This is a genomic window from Cytobacillus sp. S13-E01 (assembly GCF_029193815.1).
Taxonomy (GTDB): domain Bacteria; phylum Bacillota; class Bacilli; order Bacillales; family Bacillaceae_L; genus Bacillus_BV.
Map to the genome: position 1 here is coordinate 1 of NZ_JARFVC010000031.1, position 19,661 is coordinate 19,661.

The following is a 19,661-nucleotide window of genomic DNA, read 5'->3' on the forward strand; positions in this document are numbered from 1 at the left end:
TATTGAAATTTGAAATACTGAGAAAAACAGAGAAAACAAGAGAAAAACCTTACTTTAATGAGGGAGTATAAAAATTTGTACCAAGTTTTAGTGTCAAGCTCCGGGCGCCATCGACTCTATGGTATAAGCGTGTCAAGCTCCAGCGCCTAGAAACGAGGGGAAACTTCAACTCCTCCTGCAGAAGCAAAGAACGCTTCTTTCGTCGGAGTCTCCGAAGCACACGATGTGCAAGTGTCGACAATGCCACAGGACGTGGCGTTCTTGTCGACCAGTTTTCTCGTTTCTACCAAGGCGCTTACGCACTTCGAACAATCCGTTCGGAAGGTAAAGAACAACCTTCCAGCCGGCTCGTCTTATGCTTGTCGCCGATAGGCGCGCGCCCTGCGCTTTTCTTATGATTCCCCCGCGGAGCGAAAAGGAGCGGTTCAAAGTTAAAAACAACAACCTTTTAGAAAAGATCCTAAAAAAATGCTCTATGAATTTTTTCAACTTGTTTCATTTGTCAAATTATTATTGAAAACAATTATTATTGTCATTATAATTGTTTATATTGAGAATTATTATCGGTACGTATTCTAGTAATCTTATATCAAAAAACTAATTGACATCCTTAAAAAAATACATTAAAGTGATAATGAAAATCGTTATCAGTTTGATGTTAATGAAGTATACAATCGACTGATAGATAAAATAATTATAGATAGGTAGGGCTCAAATATGAAAAACACAAAATCATTTCTACTAGTGCTAACGTTAATGATTATTGCTACATTAACATTAGTAGGCTGTTCTAGCCTGTCTTCAACAGATGAAGCAGAAAAAACAAAGTCAGCAACTACAACTGAAACAGAATCATCAACTGCAACTGCAACTGAAACAGATTCACAATATCCAATTACGATTAAACATGCTCTAGGTGATACTGTTATTGAAAGCAAACCTGAACGCGTTGCTACTATTTCATGGGCAAACCATGACGTTGTTCTTGCTCTTGATGTTGTGCCTGTTGGTTTCTCAGCTGCAAACTACGGTATTCTAGATGATAGCGGAATGTTACCTTGGACTGCCGATAAATTAAAAGAACTTGGTGAAGAAAACCCAAATATCTTTCAAGATACTGACGGTTTAGATTTTGAAGCAATAGCTGATGCTGATCCAGATGTAATTCTTGCAGCTTACTCAGGTATTACTCAAGAAGAATATGACACATTAAGTGAAATCGCTCCAGTTATTGCATATCAAACTAGCCCATGGGTAGCTTCATGGCGTGAGCAAGTTTTATACAATTCAATGGGTATGGGTATGGAAGAAAAAGGTAAACAACTTATTGCAGATACAGAGAAATTAATTGAAGAGAAAGCAAGTGCACACTCTGAAATTAAAGGTAAAAAAGCTGCATTCGTAAGTCTTAACGCTGCTGATTTATCTAAGTTCTACATCTATTCACCAACAGATCCACGTGGTGCATTCCTTACTGAGTTAGGGATGGAATACCCTGAAAGTATTACAAGTCAAATTACTGATGGTAGTTTCTATATTGAAGTAAGTGCTGAAAATGCAGATATGCTTAATGATGTTGATATTTTCGTATCATATGGTAATGATGATACACTTGCAGCTCTACAAGCTGATCCAATCCTTGGCAAAATTCCAGCGGTAGAGAGAGGTTCAGTTGTGATTATTGGAGATAATACTCCACTTGCAGCAGCAGGAAATCCAAACCCACTTTCAATTGCATACTCAATTGACGAATACTTAACTCTACTCTCAGAAGCTGTAAGCAAAGTTAAATAAATGAATACTACATCCGTTACAGAGAATAAGCAGTTACTTATACCGAAAAACTTCATAAAAATATTCATACTTTCTATTGTCTTACTTGGTATAAGTATATTGGCTTCTCTTGCTTTTGGGTCTCGTACAGTTGGATGGAATGAACTAATGAATGGTTTATTCCATCCTGAAGTACAGTCCCATGGAGCAAATGTTGTTCGCCAAAGGATTCCTAGAACTGTATTTAGTATTATGTGTGGTATAGCATTAGGAGTTTCTGGGGCTCTAATGCAATCAGTCACTCGCAATCCTATTGCAGACCCTAGCATATTAGGAGTTAACACAGGGGCTGCACTATTCGTCGTCTATGGAATTTCCTTTTTAAATATTGGTACTGCAAGTCAATACATTTGGTTTGCATTAGCAGGAGCGACCATAACAGCCATTTTTGTTTACGGAATTGGTTCGATGGGGAGTGGTGGTGCCACGCCCCTCAAACTCGTTTTAGCGGGTGCTGCTACAAGTGCTGCGTTATCCTCTCTCGTAATGGCCATCATGATTCCCCGCTCAAATGTTATGGATCAATTTAGATTTTGGCAGGTAGGTAGTGTTGGAGCAGGAAACTGGGAGTCTATCACGATTTTTATTCCTTTTCTTACGGTTGGAATACTAATTGCCCTGTTCTCTGCTCCAGCTCTAAATGCAATAGCATTAGGTGATGAATTAGCTACAGGATTAGGTGTACGTACAGGCACACTAAGACTTTTTGCTGCATTGGGAGGAGTGCTGTTATCCGGTGTAGCAACAGCTCTCGCAGGTCCTATTGGCTTTATAGGTTTAATAGCAACACACATGGTTCGACTCATTATTGGTCCTGATATACGATACATTATCCCGATGTCAGCGATATCAGGTGCAATTATATTAACTATATCAGATGTATTTGGTCGGGTTTTAGGAAGTCCTGGTGAGCTTGAAGTTGGTGTTGTTACAGCATTTATTGGAGCTCCTATCTTAATCTTAATAACTATGAAAGCGAAAATGCGTGCGTTATGATGAATAAATCAATGAATCTTATTATAGTAGGCATAACAAAGAGACGTCGTCGATATAAACTTGTGACTTCCTTACTTGCAATCATTTCATTTGCACTTTGCGTCACGATGCTTATGCTAGGGAACACGATCTATCCCGTTCAAGATGTAATACGTGTTCTACTTGGTGAAGACGTAAAAGGGGCATCATTTGCAGTGGGTACAATACGTTTTCCGAGAATGATGGCAGGTGTTTTTGCAGGATTTGCTTTCGGAGTTGTTGGTCATGTTTTTCAGACAATGTTACGCAATCCTTTAGCAAATCCAAATGTCATCGGAATAACAGCTGGTTCAAGTGCAGCCGCTGTCTTTTGTATCATTGTTCTTCAAGCAAGTAACATGGTTGTTTCTATTGCTTCTGTTGTGGGTGGGCTTGCAACAGTATTAGTTATCTTTCTATTATCAAAAGGAACCTCATTTTCTATTGGTAGATTAATATTAATAGGCATTGGAATTCAAGCCATGCTAAACGCTATCATTTCCTATTTATTACTTATTGGTCAACAACACGATGTTCCTACCGCAATGAGGTGGCTTAGTGGTAGTCTAAATGGTTCTAAAATGGAGAATATTTATCCTCTTATCATTACCGTTCTCATCTTTACACCAATTATCATCGCACTTGGAAAACGATTAGATATGTTGGAACTTGGAGAGCAAGCCGCAACAACGCTCGGAGTCAATACTGATAAGACAAGACTTATACTTATTATCAGTTCTGTACTTATCATTGCGTTAGCTACCGCTACAACAGGACCAATCGCATTTGTCGCATTCCTTTCCGGACCAATCGCAAAAAGACTAGTTGGTGTTGGATTTTCGACCATCATTCCAGCAGGTCTTGTTGGGATCATTTTAGTTTTAGCATCAGATCTTATTGGACAATTCGCTTTCGTGGCTAGATACCCTGTTGGTGTAATTACAGGCATCCTTGGTGCGCCTTACTTGATCTACTTGCTAATCCGAATGAATCGAAAGGGTGATTTATAATGAAACCAACACATACTTTTCAATCTGAAGGTATCACAGCAGGATATAATAATCGAACAATTCTACATGATGTGAGTGTTTCAATTCCAAGTAATAAAATAAGCATTATTATTGGAGCTAATGGTTGTGGTAAATCCACACTACTTAAAACGATGGCTAGGCTTATCAAACAGACTGCTGGTCAAGTTACCTTGGACGGAAAATCTATCCTTAAAATTCCACCAAAACAGTTGGCTCGTTTGTTGGGGCTTTTGCCTCAATCACCCATTGTGCCTGAGGGAATAACGGTTGCTGATTTAGTTGGGCGGGGAAGATTTCCACATCAAACATTTCTAAAAGGTTGGACTAAAAAGGATTATGAAGCTGTTGCTGAGGCAATGGACATGATGAATATCACTGAATTTGCCGATCAAAACATAGATGAGCTTTCAGGTGGTCAAAGACAGCGTGTATGGATTGCGATGGCTCTGGCACAACAAACAGACATATTGTTTCTTGATGAACCGACAACTTATTTAGATATTACCTATCAAGTTGAAATTCTTGACCTGCTGACAGATCTTAACCGAAAACACGGAACAACGATTGTCATGGTTCTTCATGATATCAACTTATCTGCACGTTATGCAGACCATATTTTTGCTCTTCATGAAGGAAAGCTGGTCGCAGAGGGTGAACCATCAAAGATTATTACAAGCAAATTGATTGAAGACATTTTTGGTCTCAATTGCACTGTAATAAAAGATCCAGTTTCAGGTTCTCCTACTGTGATACCAATTGGACGATATCATAATAATATGAGAATGTACTCTTTAAAATAAAGACAGAACCCCCTGCGAAGCAATCTTCCCCATGGGGCGTGGACAAATCCCTTCTCGATGAGGAGGGTTTTTTATAAGTAAGTGAGGTTTGTAGCCAAATGCCTCTCCTTAAGTTGGGGAGGCTAGATTATAATAAGTTTTCCTAACGGAAACATGGTATTGTCAAAATATAGAGAAAATAGATTGACAATTTTAATAATTCTATTAAACTAAGAATAGCTTTATCCTCAAATTCTTCCTTAATTATTCTATATTAGCTACCCTGCAAGTCTTTATTTGCCTTTTAATTTCTCCAATTTAATGCACATTCAACTTCTTTTTTTATCTCACATTACCACTCATTAATTTTAAAAATCTTTCCGAAGTTCAATTGAATATACGATGAAGATGATTCATTCGTGGCATCGAATATGTTTGCAGATTAAATGCCGATGTTGTGGATCTTTCTTATGAAAACGGAGTACATACCAACTTTATGCCAACCGACCAGAAAATTTTCAATTATCATTGAAGAGTATCAGGAAAAGCTGTGCCTGAATAGGACTTTATTGTTCCGATTCACTGAAGATAACATCAAAATTTGATAATAGAAATTATTGAGAAAGAAGTCATTTAGGCTAATTGCAGTTTTCCCACTAAGTTTGTTTAAATGATTATTTGGTAATAGTATATTAAGGGTCCTGTAAAAGACATGTCCATTGGTTAGGAGGAGAGATACTATGGGATTTGAAGAAGAATACCAGACCTTTTTAAATGCTCACTTGCAGGCAAGAACCGGCGAACGGTTGCGGCGCTTACAGGAAGGTCATAAACATGCTGAAATGTTGTTTTTGAAGCAAGTTTGGTGGCCCTTATTTCACCATTTTCGGTATCTGCATCCAGAATATGAGGTCAATGATTTCAAGGATGGCAAAAGGTACTTGGACTTTGCTTATATTCGTCCCACCATCCAGATTAGCCTTGAGATTGACGGGTACGGCCCTCACTTACAGAAAATAAGCAGATGGCAATTCTCCGACAGCCTGGAACGTCAAAACCAGTTGGTGATTGACGGATGGACCGTAATCCGCTTTTCATATGACCAAGTTAAAGAGAAGCCTCGTCGATGCCAACAAATTATTCAGCAAGTGAATGGCCGATGGCTGGGGGATGATCTGGATCAGACCACTCTGTCCTTAGTCGAAAAGGAAGTACTTCGGCTAGCGATCCGAAGCGGAGAAGCCATATCCCCTATAGAAGTCGAGAAGTATTTGAAGCTAAGTGGCAAGACGGTTAGAAAAGTACTTTCTCAACTAGTCGATAAAAAGATGTTGATTCCCGCATCTGGGACAGTAAGAGTTCGCTCTTATCGGTTAGGGGATCAGATTAGGCACTTTGATCTGATAAATAGAGGGAAAAATTACCCTTAATTAGCAAATGGCACTGAAAATAGCATAATATAGAGGGAGAGATTCCGCTTATTTGACTCGAAAAATGTGAAAATAGGTAATTTTTCTTTGTATAGGCGGAAAAACTCCCCCTATTTACCCCAAAACGAGTTCTAATCTGCATTTAACGGAAAAATCTCCGCTTATTTACCCCTAAACGAGCATTATTCTCCATCTAACCGGAAAATCTCCGCTTATTTTTACTATCGCTAGTTATTCAATTAAGGACAAGACTTCTTATTTAAAGGAAGTGAGATGAAAATGGGTTTTATAAAAAAGGATGCATTGGTGTAGCAATTTTTGTCATTCCAAAAAACTCCAATAGAACCTTATTTGGATACATTACGGTGAACTGCACCATAACAAAATGAGGTTTTTTAAAGCATAAAAAATAACAAGCCAAAATACCAAGTCGTGTACTAATTAGGTTTTTTATCATCTCCAATATTATCATAGTTAGTACAATAAGTATGAAATTTCAAAATTATATAATTTGTGCAGTTCTTGTTAAAGTACCCTACATCTTCACTACCATAATAAGGCATTCGCTTATGTCGAATTCATTCTTTTTATTTAGGCTGTTTTCGCATACTTTGTTATTATTAAATAGTTTTTCGTGAGTAATTAGTTCGTTCCATTTCGCTTCAGACACTTGCTTTTTCGCGGGGAGGAAAGCGAGCCTCCTCGGCTTCGGCTGTGGGGTCTCGACCTTTCCTCTATTTCCCTCAGGATTCAAGTGTCTTCCGCTCCATTTCACTAAAGTCAAAAGCAACAATCTTTAAGAAAACAGTCTATATTTAAAAGTGATATACTATTGATAATAGAATTAGGAGGTGTTACAGGTGAAATGGGAACAAATTCGTGAACAATACCCTGAGCAATGGGTACTAGTCGAAGCTATTTCCGCCTACTCAAAAAATTCAATACGTTATTTTAATGAGTTATCAGTCATTTTTTACTTCCCCGATTCAACTCAAGCATGGAAGGAATATAAAAAACTACATTTAGCTGAGCCTACCCGTGAATACTACATTTTTCATACTGATCACAAAACAATTGAGGTGAAAGAGCAAAAATTTATTGGAGTAAGGAGACGACTTCAATGAAGATTGAAATGTGTGATGGGCTACCTCTAGTCTCCGTTTTTCTCTCTTATAATGGAAAGACAATGCAATTAAATGATGTTCTTTTGGATACTGGATGTTTCACAACTATCTTCGATACCGATGAAGTAGAGGAAATTGGACTTATTATTGATCGTACTAATGGCAGACCAAGAAGAATGTATGGTGTTGGTGGGGAAAGCGAACTCTGCTATGAACAAATTGTATCTGATATAAAAATCAATAGCCATTTGTTCGACTCCTTTCAATTACAGCTAGGAATCACTAAAGAAACCTATGGATTTAACGGCATTCTTGGAATAGATTTTATGATTGGATCTGGTGCGTTAATAGATTTAAGGGAAATGTTAGTGAAATGAATATTTATATCAGCAAAAATAAAACCTTATTTGGATACATCACGGTGAACCTTATCAGACATAATGCTAAAGCAGAGAGCTAAGGAACTCTGCATAATAAAGTGTTAATAAGGTTAATTAAAATTGAAGGAGACGGTGCATGTTATTTAGACGGCCACCTTTTGATATTCTTAAACTTGTACTTCACTCATCAAATCCCCTCGTCCCGGTCCATCAAAAAAAGCGATTTACCTTCGTACAAAAGGCAAATCGCTTTTCTATTAAAATTCTTCTTTATCAATGGGATGAGTAGCTTCATAAACGAGCTGCTCAAGTTCCTTTTTATATTCTACTTCCTGCTCATCAGACCAGTTAAACTCTTTTTTCATAAACTGAGTTACTGTTTCTTTATGCTCCCGTACCCAGTTAATATCAAAGAAGATAGCTCCTGTACGTCTAATGAAGAAGTCTACTGGTTTATAAGCAAGCTCATGATCAATTGCATATCGTAAACTAGCATAAACGACTGGATTAAGGTTTGCTGCTTTAGCCTTTTCTTTTTCATCTCTGTAATTGTTAAAGACAATATCTACATTTGAGCCATAACGATAAATAAGCTGCTTAGTGGTTTCTTCTGATAAGCCAATTGCTTTACCAGCGTTCATTTTATTAATCACAAACGTTTTAAAACCTTCGGAGCCACCAACATCTCCACCAGAGATGCGCAAGTCCTTTGTATCGATCTTAGGAAAACTTTTTCCTTCTTCTTCATGAAGCTGCTTAGTTACTATATCAACTATACTTTCAGCCATTTTTCGATAACCTGTTAATTTACCACCAGCAATGGAAATAAACCCTGAATCTGAAACAAATATTTCATCCTTACGAGAAATTTCAGATGGTGACTTTCCTTCCTCATGGATCAAAGGTCTAAGTCCAGCCCAGCTTGACTCGACATCCTCTGCTGTAATTTTAACTTCTGGGAACATAAAGTCTATTGCACTTAGGACATAGTCACGATCCCAAGCAGTCATTTTAGGGTGTGCAATGTCACCTTTGTAGACTGTGTCGGTCGTACCTACGTAAGTTTTGCCCTCCCTTGGAATCGCAAATACCATACGTCGATCAGGAGTGTCGAAATAAATAGCCTGTTTTAAAGGGAATCGTTTTCCATCAAATACTAAATGGATTCCTTTCGTTAATTTCAATGTTTTTCCTTTTTTAGATTTGTCAATTTCCCTTAGTGTATCAACCCATGGACCGGCAGCATTAACAATTTTCTTAGCTCTTATTTCTTGCATAGAGCCATCTACTAAGTCTTCTGCTTTCACTCCTACCACTTTGCTGTTTTCATACACTAGATCCATAACCTTCATATAGTTAAGAGCATATGCACCTTTCTCTACAGCCTTTTTCATGACTTCAAGTGTTAGGCGCGCATCATCTGTTTTATATTCGACATAATAACCTGCACCTTTTATTCCATCACGTTTTAGTAATGGCTCACGCTTGATCGCCACTTCAGGTTTAAACATCTTTCTTCTTTCACTTTTTTTAACCCCAGCAAGGAAGTCATATACCTTTAACCCAATATTTGTTGTCAAAGGACCAAATGTTCCTCCTTTATAGAATGGAAGCATCATCCATTCGGGAGTTGTAACATGTGGGCCATTTTCATATACAATTGCACGTTCTTTCCCGACTTCTGCTACAACTCCGATATGAAATTGCTTTAAATAACGTAATCCGCCATGCACAAGCTTTGTTGATCTGCTAGATGTACCAGCAGCAATGTCCTGCATTTCGACAACAGCCACTTTTAATCCCCGTGAAATGGCATCTAACGCAATACCCGCACCTGTAATACCCCCACCTATAACAAGGAGGTCCAATGATTCCTTTTGAATGGTTTCCTTAATGTCCGATCTTACTAAGTTTGTAAATTGCATACCAACCGATCCCTTCATAATGACAATATTTAAATGTTTTTCTTTTTATCTCAAGATCACTGTCAGAAAAACAAAAAAAGAGACCACAAATCAACTCTAATTTCCAATACTGAAAAATAGTAGAGTGATGTGGTCTCTCAAAGTCTCCATCCACAATATTAACTTGTTTATAGTATAACACGATACAAATATCATTCAAAGTCTTTTACTTAAGAAAAGCGCAGGGCGCCCGCCTATCGGCGACAAGCATAAGACGAGCCGGCTGGAAGGTTGTTCTTTACCTTCCGGACGGATTGGCTTATGACCTCGAGTCGATGGTGCCCGGAGCTAGACACTAAAACTTAGTACAAATTTTTATACTTTCTTATCTTTTAAGAAAAGCGCAGGGCGCCCGCCTATCGGCGACAAGCATAAGACGAGCCGGCTGGAAGGTTGTTCTTTACCTTCCGGACGGATTGGCTTATGACTGGGACTCCCCTTGTCTCTTGATTTGCTAAATATTTAATATTTCCCTGATTTCTTGTTCAGTTATTGTTGATATTACTTGGTCTCCTGGTTGGACGACTGTTTCGATTAGTTCTTTTTTGTTTTGCTGAAGCTCATAAATTTTTTCTTCAATCGTACCTTGTGTGATTAATCGGATGACTTGTACGACATTTTTTTGGCCAATGCGGTGGGCTCTTCCTGCTGCTTGCTCCTCAACTGCTGGATTCCACCAAAGATCATATAAGATGACCGTATCCGCTCCTGTTAAGTTGAGTCCAGTATTTCCAGCTTTTAAAGAAATTAGAAAAATATCAGCATCCCCTTGATTAAACTGATCAACCATTTTGACCCGTTCTTTTGGAGCTGTTTGACCGTCCAAATAGAAGAAATTCAAACCAGAATTCGTTAATTGATCGCGAATAATCGAAAGCATACTCGTAAATTGTGAAAAGATCAACATCCGTCTACCATTCTCTAAGGCATTATTGACAATTTCCATTAATTGCTGAAACTTTCCTGAATCCCCTTTGTAATTTTCCAAAAACAAGGAAGGATGGCAGCACAACTGGCGGAGTCTCGTCAAACCAGCCAAGATTTTAATACGACTTTTTTGAAAGCCTTCCCCTTGAAGCGATTCTTTTGATTCCTTTTGGATTTTCCCCAAATAGGCCAAGTATAGGTCTTTTTGTTGGTTTGTAAGCTCTGAATAGTTGACTGTTTCAATTTTGTCAGGCAATTCCTTTAATACGTCCTTCTTAAGCCTACGCAATAAAAACGGGCGAATCATTCTTGCCACCTTTTCCGGCTCAAGCTGGCGAAACGCCTTCTGATTAGGAAAGAAGTCTGGCATAACTGTTTGGAAAATGGACCAAAGCTCATCAATCGAATTTTCTATCGGTGTCCCACTAAGGGCAAAGCGTGTTTCTGTTTGAATATCCCTTACCGCCTTCGCAGTTTTTGTTGTATGATTTTTAATCGCCTGAGCTTCATCCAAAATAAGTGTGCTAAATTCAAGCTGGTTATAGGAATCAATATCCTGTCTTAATGTCGGATAGGATGTAATCCACACATCCGGCAATATATCACTTTGCAGCCTTTCAATCCGTTCTTCCGGCTTCCCAATAATTACTTCAGCTGTTAATGAGGGAGCAAATTTTTGAAATTCATTCTTCCAGTTATAGACGAGTGATGCAGGTGCTACAATCAATGCTGGCTTAGCGTCTTTGTTCAAATTTCTCTCTGATAGTATAAATGCAATACTTTGCAACGTTTTCCCTAGCCCCATATCGTCTGCCAGGATGCCTCCGAGATGGTAAAACTTTAGAGTTTTAAGCCATTGGAAGCCGTAGTTCTGATAGTCTCTTAATTCAGCCTGTAGCAAATCAGGCAAATCGAATTCAAGCTCTTCTGGGTTTTTCAAACGGTTTAACAGCCTGCGAAACTGCTTTCCGTACTTGGCATTGCTGCCTTTTTCCTTATCTACCATTTCATCAAGCTGCATCCCTCTGTATATCGGAAGCTGAATCGTTTCCTTTTGCAGTTGCGATGATTTAATCTTAAACTCTTGAACCATGTTCTGAATGGCTTGGAACTCTTCAGATTCCAGTGATACGAATGCACCGCTTGGAAGCCGGTAATATTTTTTCTTTTCAACAACAGATTGAAGGATATTCCTGATCCCTTCCCGATCAATCCCTGCCATATCAAAGCTTACCTCCAGCCAATTGCCCGAAGAATCTACATCAATATTTGTAACTGGGGCATGATTGCCTGGTATAACTAATGACTTAACGGCATTCGTCAAGAGAATTTCCGCTTTATCTTCAAGTCGAGGGAGAATTTCATATAAAAACTCGAAAATATCATCTTCACCTTCTACATAAAGTCCTTTTCCATTCAACCTTAGAGAAGTGTCTTCAATCACATCCATTATTGCCTGTTCTTTCTCTGCATCCCTCATTAAAATAGGACCGCCTTTGTTAAGAGCTGTCTGTTCAAAGGGATTTATCTTTTCTTCACCGTAATGGAATTCCAATGAAACATGGAGAAGATCATCAACACGGTCGACATAAAGCCTTGCCAGCAGAGGATACTTTACAATTTTGTTTGAAACGTTATCACTAATCTCCAATTTACCGACCTTACCAATTCTCGGCACAACATGAGAGATAAACGATTCAATTTGATCCTTAGCGATTGGCAGTACAGGGTTGTTTGACTGGTCAATTAATTTCTTCAGTTCCTTAATAAGTAATTGCTGTTCATCTGAAATTTTGTAAAAGTTATTGTCTAAAATGATATATCCGTATAAGTCCAAATATTTAAAAGTAAGCAGTCCTGATAAGTCCAATTGAAACTCGTCTACTTTTCCTTTATCTAATTGAATAGAAAAGGGAAGTTCAGATTGATAGATTTTGATTTCATTAAAAGCTTCAGTTCCTATCTCAAAGCGAACCGAGCTGTTTTCAAGCTTTGTAAGAAGTTCATCTATAATCATCGGGGGTATACTAAGTGCTCGTTCATCCGATGATCCTGAGCCTCGATAAAAAGAAGCTTGGAATTCCTGGTAGATTTCCTCATATTTTATTGCATCCTGCAATAGATTGATAATCTCTTGATCATCCTGAGTAAACTCCTGATCTGTCGGATCATAGGTAAAGCTTTTTGTAAAAGGGTACTGCACCTGAATTTTAATCGCCTTAAGAAATTCCTTTATTCTCTTTACAACATAGGTTCGCTTTTGGCCTACCTTTATTTCCAATGATAACAACTGTTTTGATGAGTAGTAAGGCTTATGTAATTTAATAATCCATTCTACTAATAGAGGAGACTTTGAGATCCCTGTCTTCTGTTCCATTCTCCCCTGTGAAAAACTAGAAAAGGTTTGAATAAACTGATTAGTTAGCTGCTTTACATAGATGGCTTGTCTTTCTACCCTTTGCCTTTCTAGTTCCTGTTGTCGCAATTGCAAATCTTCCTGCTGTTTTTGTTTCCTATCAAGTAAACTCTGGTTAAATGTTTGAGAAGAACTGGATATTATAGATCTCCCCTGGGTACTTTCATGGATTTTAAGCATTACCGCGGCGATATGTTTGCAAGGTTCCCAGTATTTATCATATGCAGGACAGTTGCACTCTGAAGAAATTCCGATCCCATCGTCCTCAATTGTCACATGATAGGACTTTGACCCTTTTACTTTTGCACCCCAAATATTTCTAACGGGATCATGATATAATTCTCTAACACGGCCTTCACGATAGTAACCAAGCCCGCGGCGATAGACAGCATTTGTGAATATATCTTTTATGTCATCTTTTGTTAATTGATCGATCATAGGATTACCTCCATTAAAACATAAAATGAAATACTATTACTTTCATACTTTCCAATTATCTATAAATTTAGACTGTAATACTAGATTCGAAACTAAAATTAATGTAAGTAACAATAAGGAAAAACACGGGGACGGTCCTCGTGTTTCTATAATAAAAGTTCGGAGAAATCTTTGTCAACCTCTCAATAAGCCATACTTTTTCGAGTGTCTTTGACGATTACCATAAGAATTAGCAAAAATAGGTTTATAATAACCAGACATAAGTATAAAATGAGAATAACAGTAAATAAATCTAAGTGGTGGTAAACTTGAAGGAATCAAATATTAATGGATTAAGCAAAAGTAATTTTTACAAGATTATTAAAATATTTGAAAAATATTCAGACATTATTGAGGCAGTTCTGTTATTCGGATCAAGAGCAAGAGGTGATTTTAAATCAACCTCTGACATTGATCTAGCAATCAAATTTAGAAAAGACAATAATCAGCTTTACAAAATTAGCGATTCTCTTTCTGAAGAAAACATTATTTATACATTTGATATAATAGACTACGAAAAAATCAGTAATGAAAAATTAAAGGATTATATTGATAAGGAAGGAAAAATAATCTTCTTAACTTCCCCTACAGGACAGGTGATGGATAATATGAATAAAGTAAAAGATAAACTAGCCGATTTACAAAGGGCCTACAATAAACTTCATGAATGCCTTGAAAGAGATGCAAGCAAGGATGACCTTGTAATTGATGCAACGATTCAGCGCTTTGAATTTACCTATGAATTGTCATGGAAACTTATGAAGACTTACTTAGAATATAATGGCAACCTAGAAGTAACCAGTCCTAGGCGTACAATAAGAGAAGCATTCAAAGATGGAATTCTCTCAGATGGCGAGAAGTGGCTTAAAATGCTCGAAGATCGAAATAGAACTTCCCATACGTATAACGAAGACATTGCCCTAGAAATTTACAAGAATATTAAAGAAGACTATATAACGCTTTTTGATGCTTTGTTGAGTGAAATGAAAGTTCGTATTATTTAGGGTTTCCACCCGGTTAATCATGCTCAACAACAATGATTTCAAAAGAGGTAACAGCCCCTATTTTCTTTTGGGGTTGTTATCTCTTGTATTATCTCGTTTATTTTAGGGTGAGGTCCAGGGGGACAGGTTCACTGTCCCACCATTTTTAGTGGGACGCGGTACCTGTGATGATCGCTAAAGTAACTTGAAACTGAATAGAATAAGTACACATGAGTTAATGTTCTCTAACCTTTTGAGAGTTACATCATCTCACTGTCCCCGTTCCATCAACATTCTTTTCCAAAGTTATCAAGCAATGCACGCACTTCATCTGTTGATTTCGTGTTCATCAATTGATTTCTTAAGTCACCAGCACCACGTAATCCTTTGACATAAATTTTGAAAAAGCGATGAAGCCCTGTGATTGAACGTGGTAGTGCTTCCGCATATTGATCTTGAAGATCAAGCTGCAGTCTTAAAAGATCAAGGTATTCTTTACTGCTATGTTCTTTTGGCTCTTTTTCAAAAGCAAAAGGATTTTTAAAAATACCTCGCCCGATCATAACGCCATCAATACCATATTGCTCAGCAAGCTGCACCCAGTTTGACGGTCAGGAATGTCTCCATTGATTGTAAGTATTTGGTGCGATACGGTCACGTAATTTTTTGATTTCCGGAATTAGCTCCCAATGCGCATCTACTTGGCTCATTTCCTTTCTTGTAGGTAAATGAATAGAAAGGTTCGCAATATCCTTTTTAAAAATATGCGTTAGCCACTCCTCCCACTCATTTACATCCTCATAGCCAAGTCGTGTTTTCACGCTGACAGGCAGCCCATATTAATATCGATGCCTTTAAATCCTAGTTCTGCCATGCCAATACTCATTTGACGGAAATATTCGGGATTATCCCCCCAAATATGTGCCACAATTGGCTGTTCATCTTCTGTAAAAATCGACTGGTATTTTTATAAACAAAAAAGCAGATGGTATAGATTTTTTCTATATCAACTGCTTTTCTATTAAAGGGACAGAGGGACATACTGTGTCCCGAAAAGGTCTAACCCTTCGGTGAATAAACGTGACCGTGGAACAGGTTCCTTGTCCAGCTTGTCTATCAATTTTTATCATTCAATAACTATAGAAAAAACGTCAATCGTTGTTAAAAACTATAAAATCTATCTAAATTATTGTTGCGCGAAACTTTTTTCATCCGGAAATTTTATGGGGTAATATTTCTTTACTAAAAGTAACCCCTAACTTTAAATCTTAGGTGGTCACCTATTTTCCGTTTTTTTAAATTTAAATTTTAATTGTAAAAATGTTTTGGGACTAGCAACCTCGTCCCTTTAGGCGTTTTTTGGTGAAAGTACTTACTATAAAAAAACAGCTTTATACCCCTAGAAAATTAAATCCATCCAAACTACTTTTCACCAATACTCTTCTTCACCATACTGATCAGGTGCTTTCCCTTTACTTTCTTTCACATATGGTTGAAATGGCTCTGAAACCGTCTCGCGAATGCTGTCCATTTCGACTATAAACGACCACTCATCTCCAAAATCATACAAATACAAGAAACGCTGGCCTGATACCAATCCTAACCCACCAATCTGAACCTTATTTGACTTAGGATGCTCATCAAAGTCATGTGGCGAAGTAATGCAGTCATTTGACCACTTTTTACCGTCCATGAAAAAAGAATAAAGATGATCATCATCAAAATCAAAGGAATTTATGATCATATAGTGTAAGTGTTCCATTGTATGTTTGCCAGATAAGACTACTTTTCTCCAAACTCCACTCGATAATGAAACTCTAAAAGTATAGATACCTTCGATAAATTTCCTCCTATTTCTCGGCAGAGTTCTATGTAAGCTTTCATTGGGATAAAGACTCTTAAACGGCAAAAAAAACGGCTGTGAGCTTTGATCCACTTCCATCCTCTCGAATATTGCATTAACCACCATATCTGGTATTTCTCCATACATCATATCTTCTAATTCAGCACCTGGAATTGGATTAACCTCTCCACTTACTCTTCTTTCAGGAATATTCCAAATTTGTAAATTTCGATCAAGGAGTAAAATTGGAATTACTTTTGACCCAAAATCTGTTAACATAATTGACTTAGCGAAATATTGATTCTTTCTATAATATGTGTCTACATGCTCCTGATCAATTTCGCACTCCCAAAAACCGAACCATTCAAAGTAAAGTAAAAAATATCCCCATTTATCAAGGCGATCTGCTAATATCCTCTCCTTCAAGTTTCCACTTTCTTGAAGAAATATTTTGTACCCTTCCTTTTCTTCGCTAAGCATGAAAAATATTTCCTGTAGTGAAAATGTAAGAGAATTGTATCTTTCATTCAGAAGCCTTGCCCAGTTTACATCAACCCATAATATTTCCAGTAAAAAGAAATATTTTTCTATATCCGTTAATTCCTTGTACAACTGGAGTCTATCTGCTTGCTCTAATGTAAATTTCCCTCCTTTCCCAGACTCCTTTTTCAGCAATTGGCCACTTAGACCAAGAAAATAGAATAAATGTATATATGGATAGTATTCTTGCTCCGTATGACTTGTTGCTGCTTCATTTCTAACAGTCATCCTATTGTTAATCTCCGGCAAATGCCTCCTAGAAATGTATTCCATCGTCTTCGTTAAATGTATTGGATGATTTTCGACATAGCTGATAAATTGCTCGAAATCCCTCACCAGAGTTATAGGAAAAGGTTCCTTTTTAAAAAAGTTATCCGTTTCTAATTCGATCTCCTTTTTTCCATTCTCATACTTCTTTCCAATATCCTCAGACACATCCCAAAGCTCATCAAATGATAGCTGTCCATTATTTTTACTCTTCGAATTTAGCCCATTATTATTTTTCATTTCATTATGGTCTTTTGTCATATTGATTTCCCCTCAAGTAATTTCTTCTTAGTCCGCAAATAGACTAATTTTTGCATAGAAAACAAGTATAGAACTTGCTCGGTCCTCCCCCAACTGCAGGACAGAGGGACAAACCTATCCGCTCGTCCCTTAATTCCCTATGTTCTCATTTCATCCACTCTTCTTTTCTCATCACTCTTCCTTTGTCTGAAGAAATACGCGCTAATTCGATAAACCGTGTCACTTTAAGTGCTTCTTCCAACGAGACAACTGGCTCCCTTTTCGCTAAGCCATCTGCTAGCAATGAAAAGAAGTGGTCGTATCCTCCAGACTCTATCATAACCTCTTTTGTTTCTTCTATATAGATTGTTCCAACCTCTTTTTCTTTCCCTTGATAAAAAGTACCATCTATTAGTTGAGGTTCTTGTTTGTCTAGTCCATATTTCACGAAACTACCTTTTACTCCATGCATTTCAAAACGAGGGTAGGTTGAATTAATAAAGGAACCAGAGCGTAAATAGACTCGTTTTTCCCCATAATGGAGCACGACGAAAAAGCCATCATCCGTTTGACCGTTCTCTCGTTGCGTCATTACTTCTGCATAAATTGCATCTGGTTCACCAAATAAAACAAGCGCCTGGTCGATTAAGTGGGATCCTAAATCGTATAAGATACCAGAGCCTATCCCTGGTTGTTCTCTCCAACGATCACGTGTAACTGGTCGGAATCGATCAAACCGTGATTCAAGGACCTTCCAGTCTCCTAACGTTTCTTCTTGTAGCATTTGTTGTATCGTTAAAAAATCCCCATCCCAGCGACGGTTTTGGTGTACAGACACAACAGAATCGCTCTTTTGGGTAAGCTGAATTAATTCATTTCCTTCTTCAACTGTTAAAAACGCTGGCTTTTCGACCAGCACATCTTTTCCAGTAAGAATACATTGTTTTAGCATGTCATAGTGCATATCAGATGGCGTTGTAATGATATACAACGTTGCATCACTTTCTGAAAGTGCCTCATCTAACGTTCTATACACCGGCACATGACTTACATCACCATATTCCTTGGATGCTCCTGACCTTGAAACAACTCCCACCACTTCATATTTATCAGAATGAACTAAGTGCGGTAAGTGAAACACCTTTGCAGCAAAACCAAACCCAACAAGTATCGTTTTTATCACGAAAAAACCTCCCCAAATCTATTTATTCCATGCCCATGTAATATCTAACTTTTTAAATGTATCAAGTATACCAGCTAGCATACCTATCATTCCCCTATGTTTCTATATACCTCATCCCTCATATGAAACCCATCCGCAATAATGGTTTCATCCATATTATTTTTATCTACTGCAATTGGCCGAAGGAGGAGAGATGGTATTTCTAGTTTTCCGTTGTTAACTTTTCTATCGGTTGGAATGGTTTCTCCTTTCGCCATTTTGATAGCTACTTTTGCTGCTTCATACGCTAATGCCTTAATAGGTTTATAGATGGTCATAGTTTGTGTGCCTTCAACAATACGCTGGGCTGCAGCTAAATCTGCATCTTGGCCTGCAACCGGAACTTTTCCCGCAAGGCCTTGTGCTGCAAGTGCTTCAATGACCCCGCCCGCTGTTGCGTCATTTGCAGCGATAACTGCATCAATCTCATTTTCATTTATTTTCAAGGCAGCTTCCATGTAGGCACGCGCATTTTCAGGATCCCAATTTTCAGTCCATTGATCATATACAATCTGTATGTCCCCACTATCTATAAACGGCTGGAGGACATTAAACACTCCTTTTTTAAGTAAATGTGCATTGTTGTCTGTATTTGCCCCACCGATATATACATACTTTCCTCCCGGCACTAACTTTGTAATCGCCTGAGCTTGTAGTTCCCCTACTAACTCATTGTCAAAAGAAATGTATAAATCGACAGATGAGTTTTTCACTAAGCGGTCATAAGATATAACTTTAACGCCAGCAGAATGGGCTTTGTTGACGATGGTTGCTACAGCCTCTGCGTTATGTGGGACGATAACAAGTAAGTCAATGCCTTCGCTTATTAACGTTTCGGCCTGAACGATTTGTAAGGCATCATCACCTTTTGCTTCCCGTATCACGACTTCCGCTCCTAATGCTTCCACCGCTTCTTTAAATAGATCTCTATCCCTTGGCCAGCGTTCCTCTTCTAACGTGTCCATCGAAAATCCGATTTTAATCCTTTCTTCTACAGGTTTAATATTTTCTTTCTCGGGTTGTTTACTCTCTATCTGTTTTGGAGCAACATTCGCTTCACAAGCTACCAAAAATAGGAAGAGGAAGATAAAGTTTATTAACGCTATTGTCCTTAGCTTTCTTACCATCGTTTTCCCCTCCCTTCGTCTACTGAACTTCTATTTAACTTTGACTCTTTTTAAAATTATTGTT

Annotated in this window: 13 protein-coding genes and 1 pseudogene; 8 read left to right on the plus strand and 6 right to left on the minus strand. The window is 37.9% G+C overall.

What is annotated here, in order from left to right:
- Nucleotides 1–717 precede the first annotated feature (717 nt).
- From PY093_RS16315 to PY093_RS16345, 7 genes are all read left to right on the plus strand, one after another.
- On the plus strand, nucleotides 718–1,794 hold the full coding sequence (locus tag PY093_RS16315) for an iron-siderophore ABC transporter substrate-binding protein (protein ID WP_275646917.1): 1,077 nt from the start codon (nucleotides 718–720) through the stop codon (nucleotides 1,792–1,794).
- Nucleotides 1,795–2,829, plus strand: coding sequence for a FecCD family ABC transporter permease (locus PY093_RS16320; protein ID WP_275646918.1), 1,035 nt, complete (start codon nucleotides 1,795–1,797; stop codon nucleotides 2,827–2,829).
- Nucleotides 2,826–3,857 carry a FecCD family ABC transporter permease gene (locus tag PY093_RS16325; protein ID WP_275646919.1) on the plus strand — a complete coding sequence of 344 codons (1,032 nt, stop codon included), beginning with the start codon at nucleotides 2,826–2,828 and terminating at the stop codon, nucleotides 3,855–3,857. The genes PY093_RS16320 and PY093_RS16325 overlap by 4 nt, the downstream gene beginning before the upstream one ends.
- Nucleotides 3,857–4,678 carry an ABC transporter ATP-binding protein gene (locus PY093_RS16330; RefSeq protein WP_275646920.1) on the plus strand — a complete coding sequence of 274 codons (822 nt, stop codon included), beginning with the start codon at nucleotides 3,857–3,859 and terminating at the stop codon, nucleotides 4,676–4,678. The genes PY093_RS16325 and PY093_RS16330 overlap by 1 nt, the downstream gene beginning before the upstream one ends.
- Before the next feature lie 719 nt (nucleotides 4,679–5,397).
- Nucleotides 5,398–6,087 (plus strand): DNA-binding response regulator, encoded by a 690-nt coding sequence (locus tag PY093_RS16335; RefSeq protein ID WP_275646921.1) that lies wholly within the window; start codon nucleotides 5,398–5,400, stop codon nucleotides 6,085–6,087.
- Nucleotides 6,088–6,947: 860 nt separating this feature from the next.
- Nucleotides 6,948–7,211 (plus strand): hypothetical protein, encoded by a 264-nt coding sequence (locus tag PY093_RS16340; RefSeq protein ID WP_275646922.1) that lies wholly within the window; start codon nucleotides 6,948–6,950, stop codon nucleotides 7,209–7,211.
- Entirely contained in the window at nucleotides 7,208–7,588 is a 381-nt protein-coding gene (locus PY093_RS16345; protein ID WP_275646923.1) for an aspartyl protease family protein, read from the plus strand. The genes PY093_RS16340 and PY093_RS16345 overlap by 4 nt, the downstream gene beginning before the upstream one ends.
- Nucleotides 7,589–7,848: 260 nt before the next feature.
- Here the strand turns inward: PY093_RS16345 and PY093_RS16350 are convergent, their stop codons facing one another.
- The gene (locus PY093_RS16350) at nucleotides 7,849–9,516 is read right to left on the minus strand and encodes a glycerol-3-phosphate dehydrogenase/oxidase (RefSeq protein WP_275646924.1); all 1,668 of its coding nucleotides are present in this window, start codon (nucleotides 9,514–9,516) and stop codon (nucleotides 7,849–7,851) included.
- Between the two features lie 493 nt (nucleotides 9,517–10,009).
- Entirely contained in the window at nucleotides 10,010–13,336 is a 3,327-nt protein-coding gene (locus tag PY093_RS16355; RefSeq protein ID WP_275646925.1) for an SNF2 helicase associated domain-containing protein, read from the minus strand.
- A 299-nt stretch (nucleotides 13,337–13,635) separates the two neighbouring features.
- Here PY093_RS16355 and PY093_RS16360 point away from each other — a divergent pair, with 299 nt between their 5' ends.
- Complete coding sequence (locus tag PY093_RS16360) at nucleotides 13,636–14,379, plus strand: HI0074 family nucleotidyltransferase substrate-binding subunit (RefSeq protein ID WP_481769313.1); 744 nt, start codon at nucleotides 13,636–13,638, stop codon at nucleotides 14,377–14,379.
- A gap of 266 nt (nucleotides 14,380–14,645) precedes the next feature.
- Here the strand turns inward: PY093_RS16360 and PY093_RS16365 are convergent.
- The 4 genes and pseudogenes from PY093_RS16365 to xylF form a co-directional block, all read right to left on the minus strand.
- Nucleotides 14,646–15,286, minus strand: a pseudogene (locus tag PY093_RS16365) (tRNA-dihydrouridine synthase).
- 501 nt (nucleotides 15,287–15,787) lie between these two features.
- Nucleotides 15,788–17,269 (minus strand): plasmid pRiA4b ORF-3 family protein, encoded by a 1,482-nt coding sequence (locus tag PY093_RS16370; RefSeq protein ID WP_275646927.1) that lies wholly within the window; start codon nucleotides 17,267–17,269, stop codon nucleotides 15,788–15,790.
- 145 nt (nucleotides 17,270–17,414) lie between these two features.
- Nucleotides 17,415–18,431: a Gfo/Idh/MocA family oxidoreductase gene (locus tag PY093_RS16375; protein ID WP_275646928.1), complete on the minus strand. Its 1,017-nt coding sequence runs from the start codon at nucleotides 18,429–18,431 to the stop codon at nucleotides 17,415–17,417.
- 86 nt (nucleotides 18,432–18,517) lie between these two features.
- Nucleotides 18,518–19,597, minus strand: coding sequence for a D-xylose ABC transporter substrate-binding protein (gene xylF, locus PY093_RS16380; protein ID WP_275646929.1), 1,080 nt, complete (start codon nucleotides 19,595–19,597; stop codon nucleotides 18,518–18,520).
- Nucleotides 19,598–19,661: the final 64 nt, after the last annotated feature.

Bases quoted from the DNA above. Each gene is read 5' to 3' on its own strand.
- PY093_RS16315 (WP_275646917.1), top strand. From the start codon at position 718: ATGAAAAACACAAAATCATTTCTACTAGTGCTAACGTTAATGATTATT.
- PY093_RS16320 (WP_275646918.1), top strand. From the start codon at position 1,795: ATGAATACTACATCCGTTACAGAGAATAAGCAGTTACTTATACCGAAA.
- PY093_RS16325 (WP_275646919.1), top strand. From the start codon at position 2,826: ATGATGAATAAATCAATGAATCTTATTATAGTAGGCATAACAAAGAGA.
- PY093_RS16330 (WP_275646920.1), top strand. From the start codon at position 3,857: ATGAAACCAACACATACTTTTCAATCTGAAGGTATCACAGCAGGATAT.
- PY093_RS16335 (WP_275646921.1), top strand. From the start codon at position 5,398: ATGGGATTTGAAGAAGAATACCAGACCTTTTTAAATGCTCACTTGCAG.
- PY093_RS16345 (WP_275646923.1), top strand. From the start codon at position 7,208: ATGAAGATTGAAATGTGTGATGGGCTACCTCTAGTCTCCGTTTTTCTC.
- PY093_RS16350 (WP_275646924.1), bottom strand. From the start codon at position 9,516: ATGCAATTTACAAACTTAGTAAGATCGGACATTAAGGAAACCATTCAA.
- PY093_RS16355 (WP_275646925.1), bottom strand. From the start codon at position 13,336: ATGATCGATCAATTAACAAAAGATGACATAAAAGATATATTCACAAAT.
- PY093_RS16370 (WP_275646927.1), bottom strand. From the start codon at position 17,269: ATGACAAAAGACCATAATGAAATGAAAAATAATAATGGGCTAAATTCG.
- xylF (WP_275646929.1), bottom strand. From the start codon at position 19,597: ATGGTAAGAAAGCTAAGGACAATAGCGTTAATAAACTTTATCTTCCTC.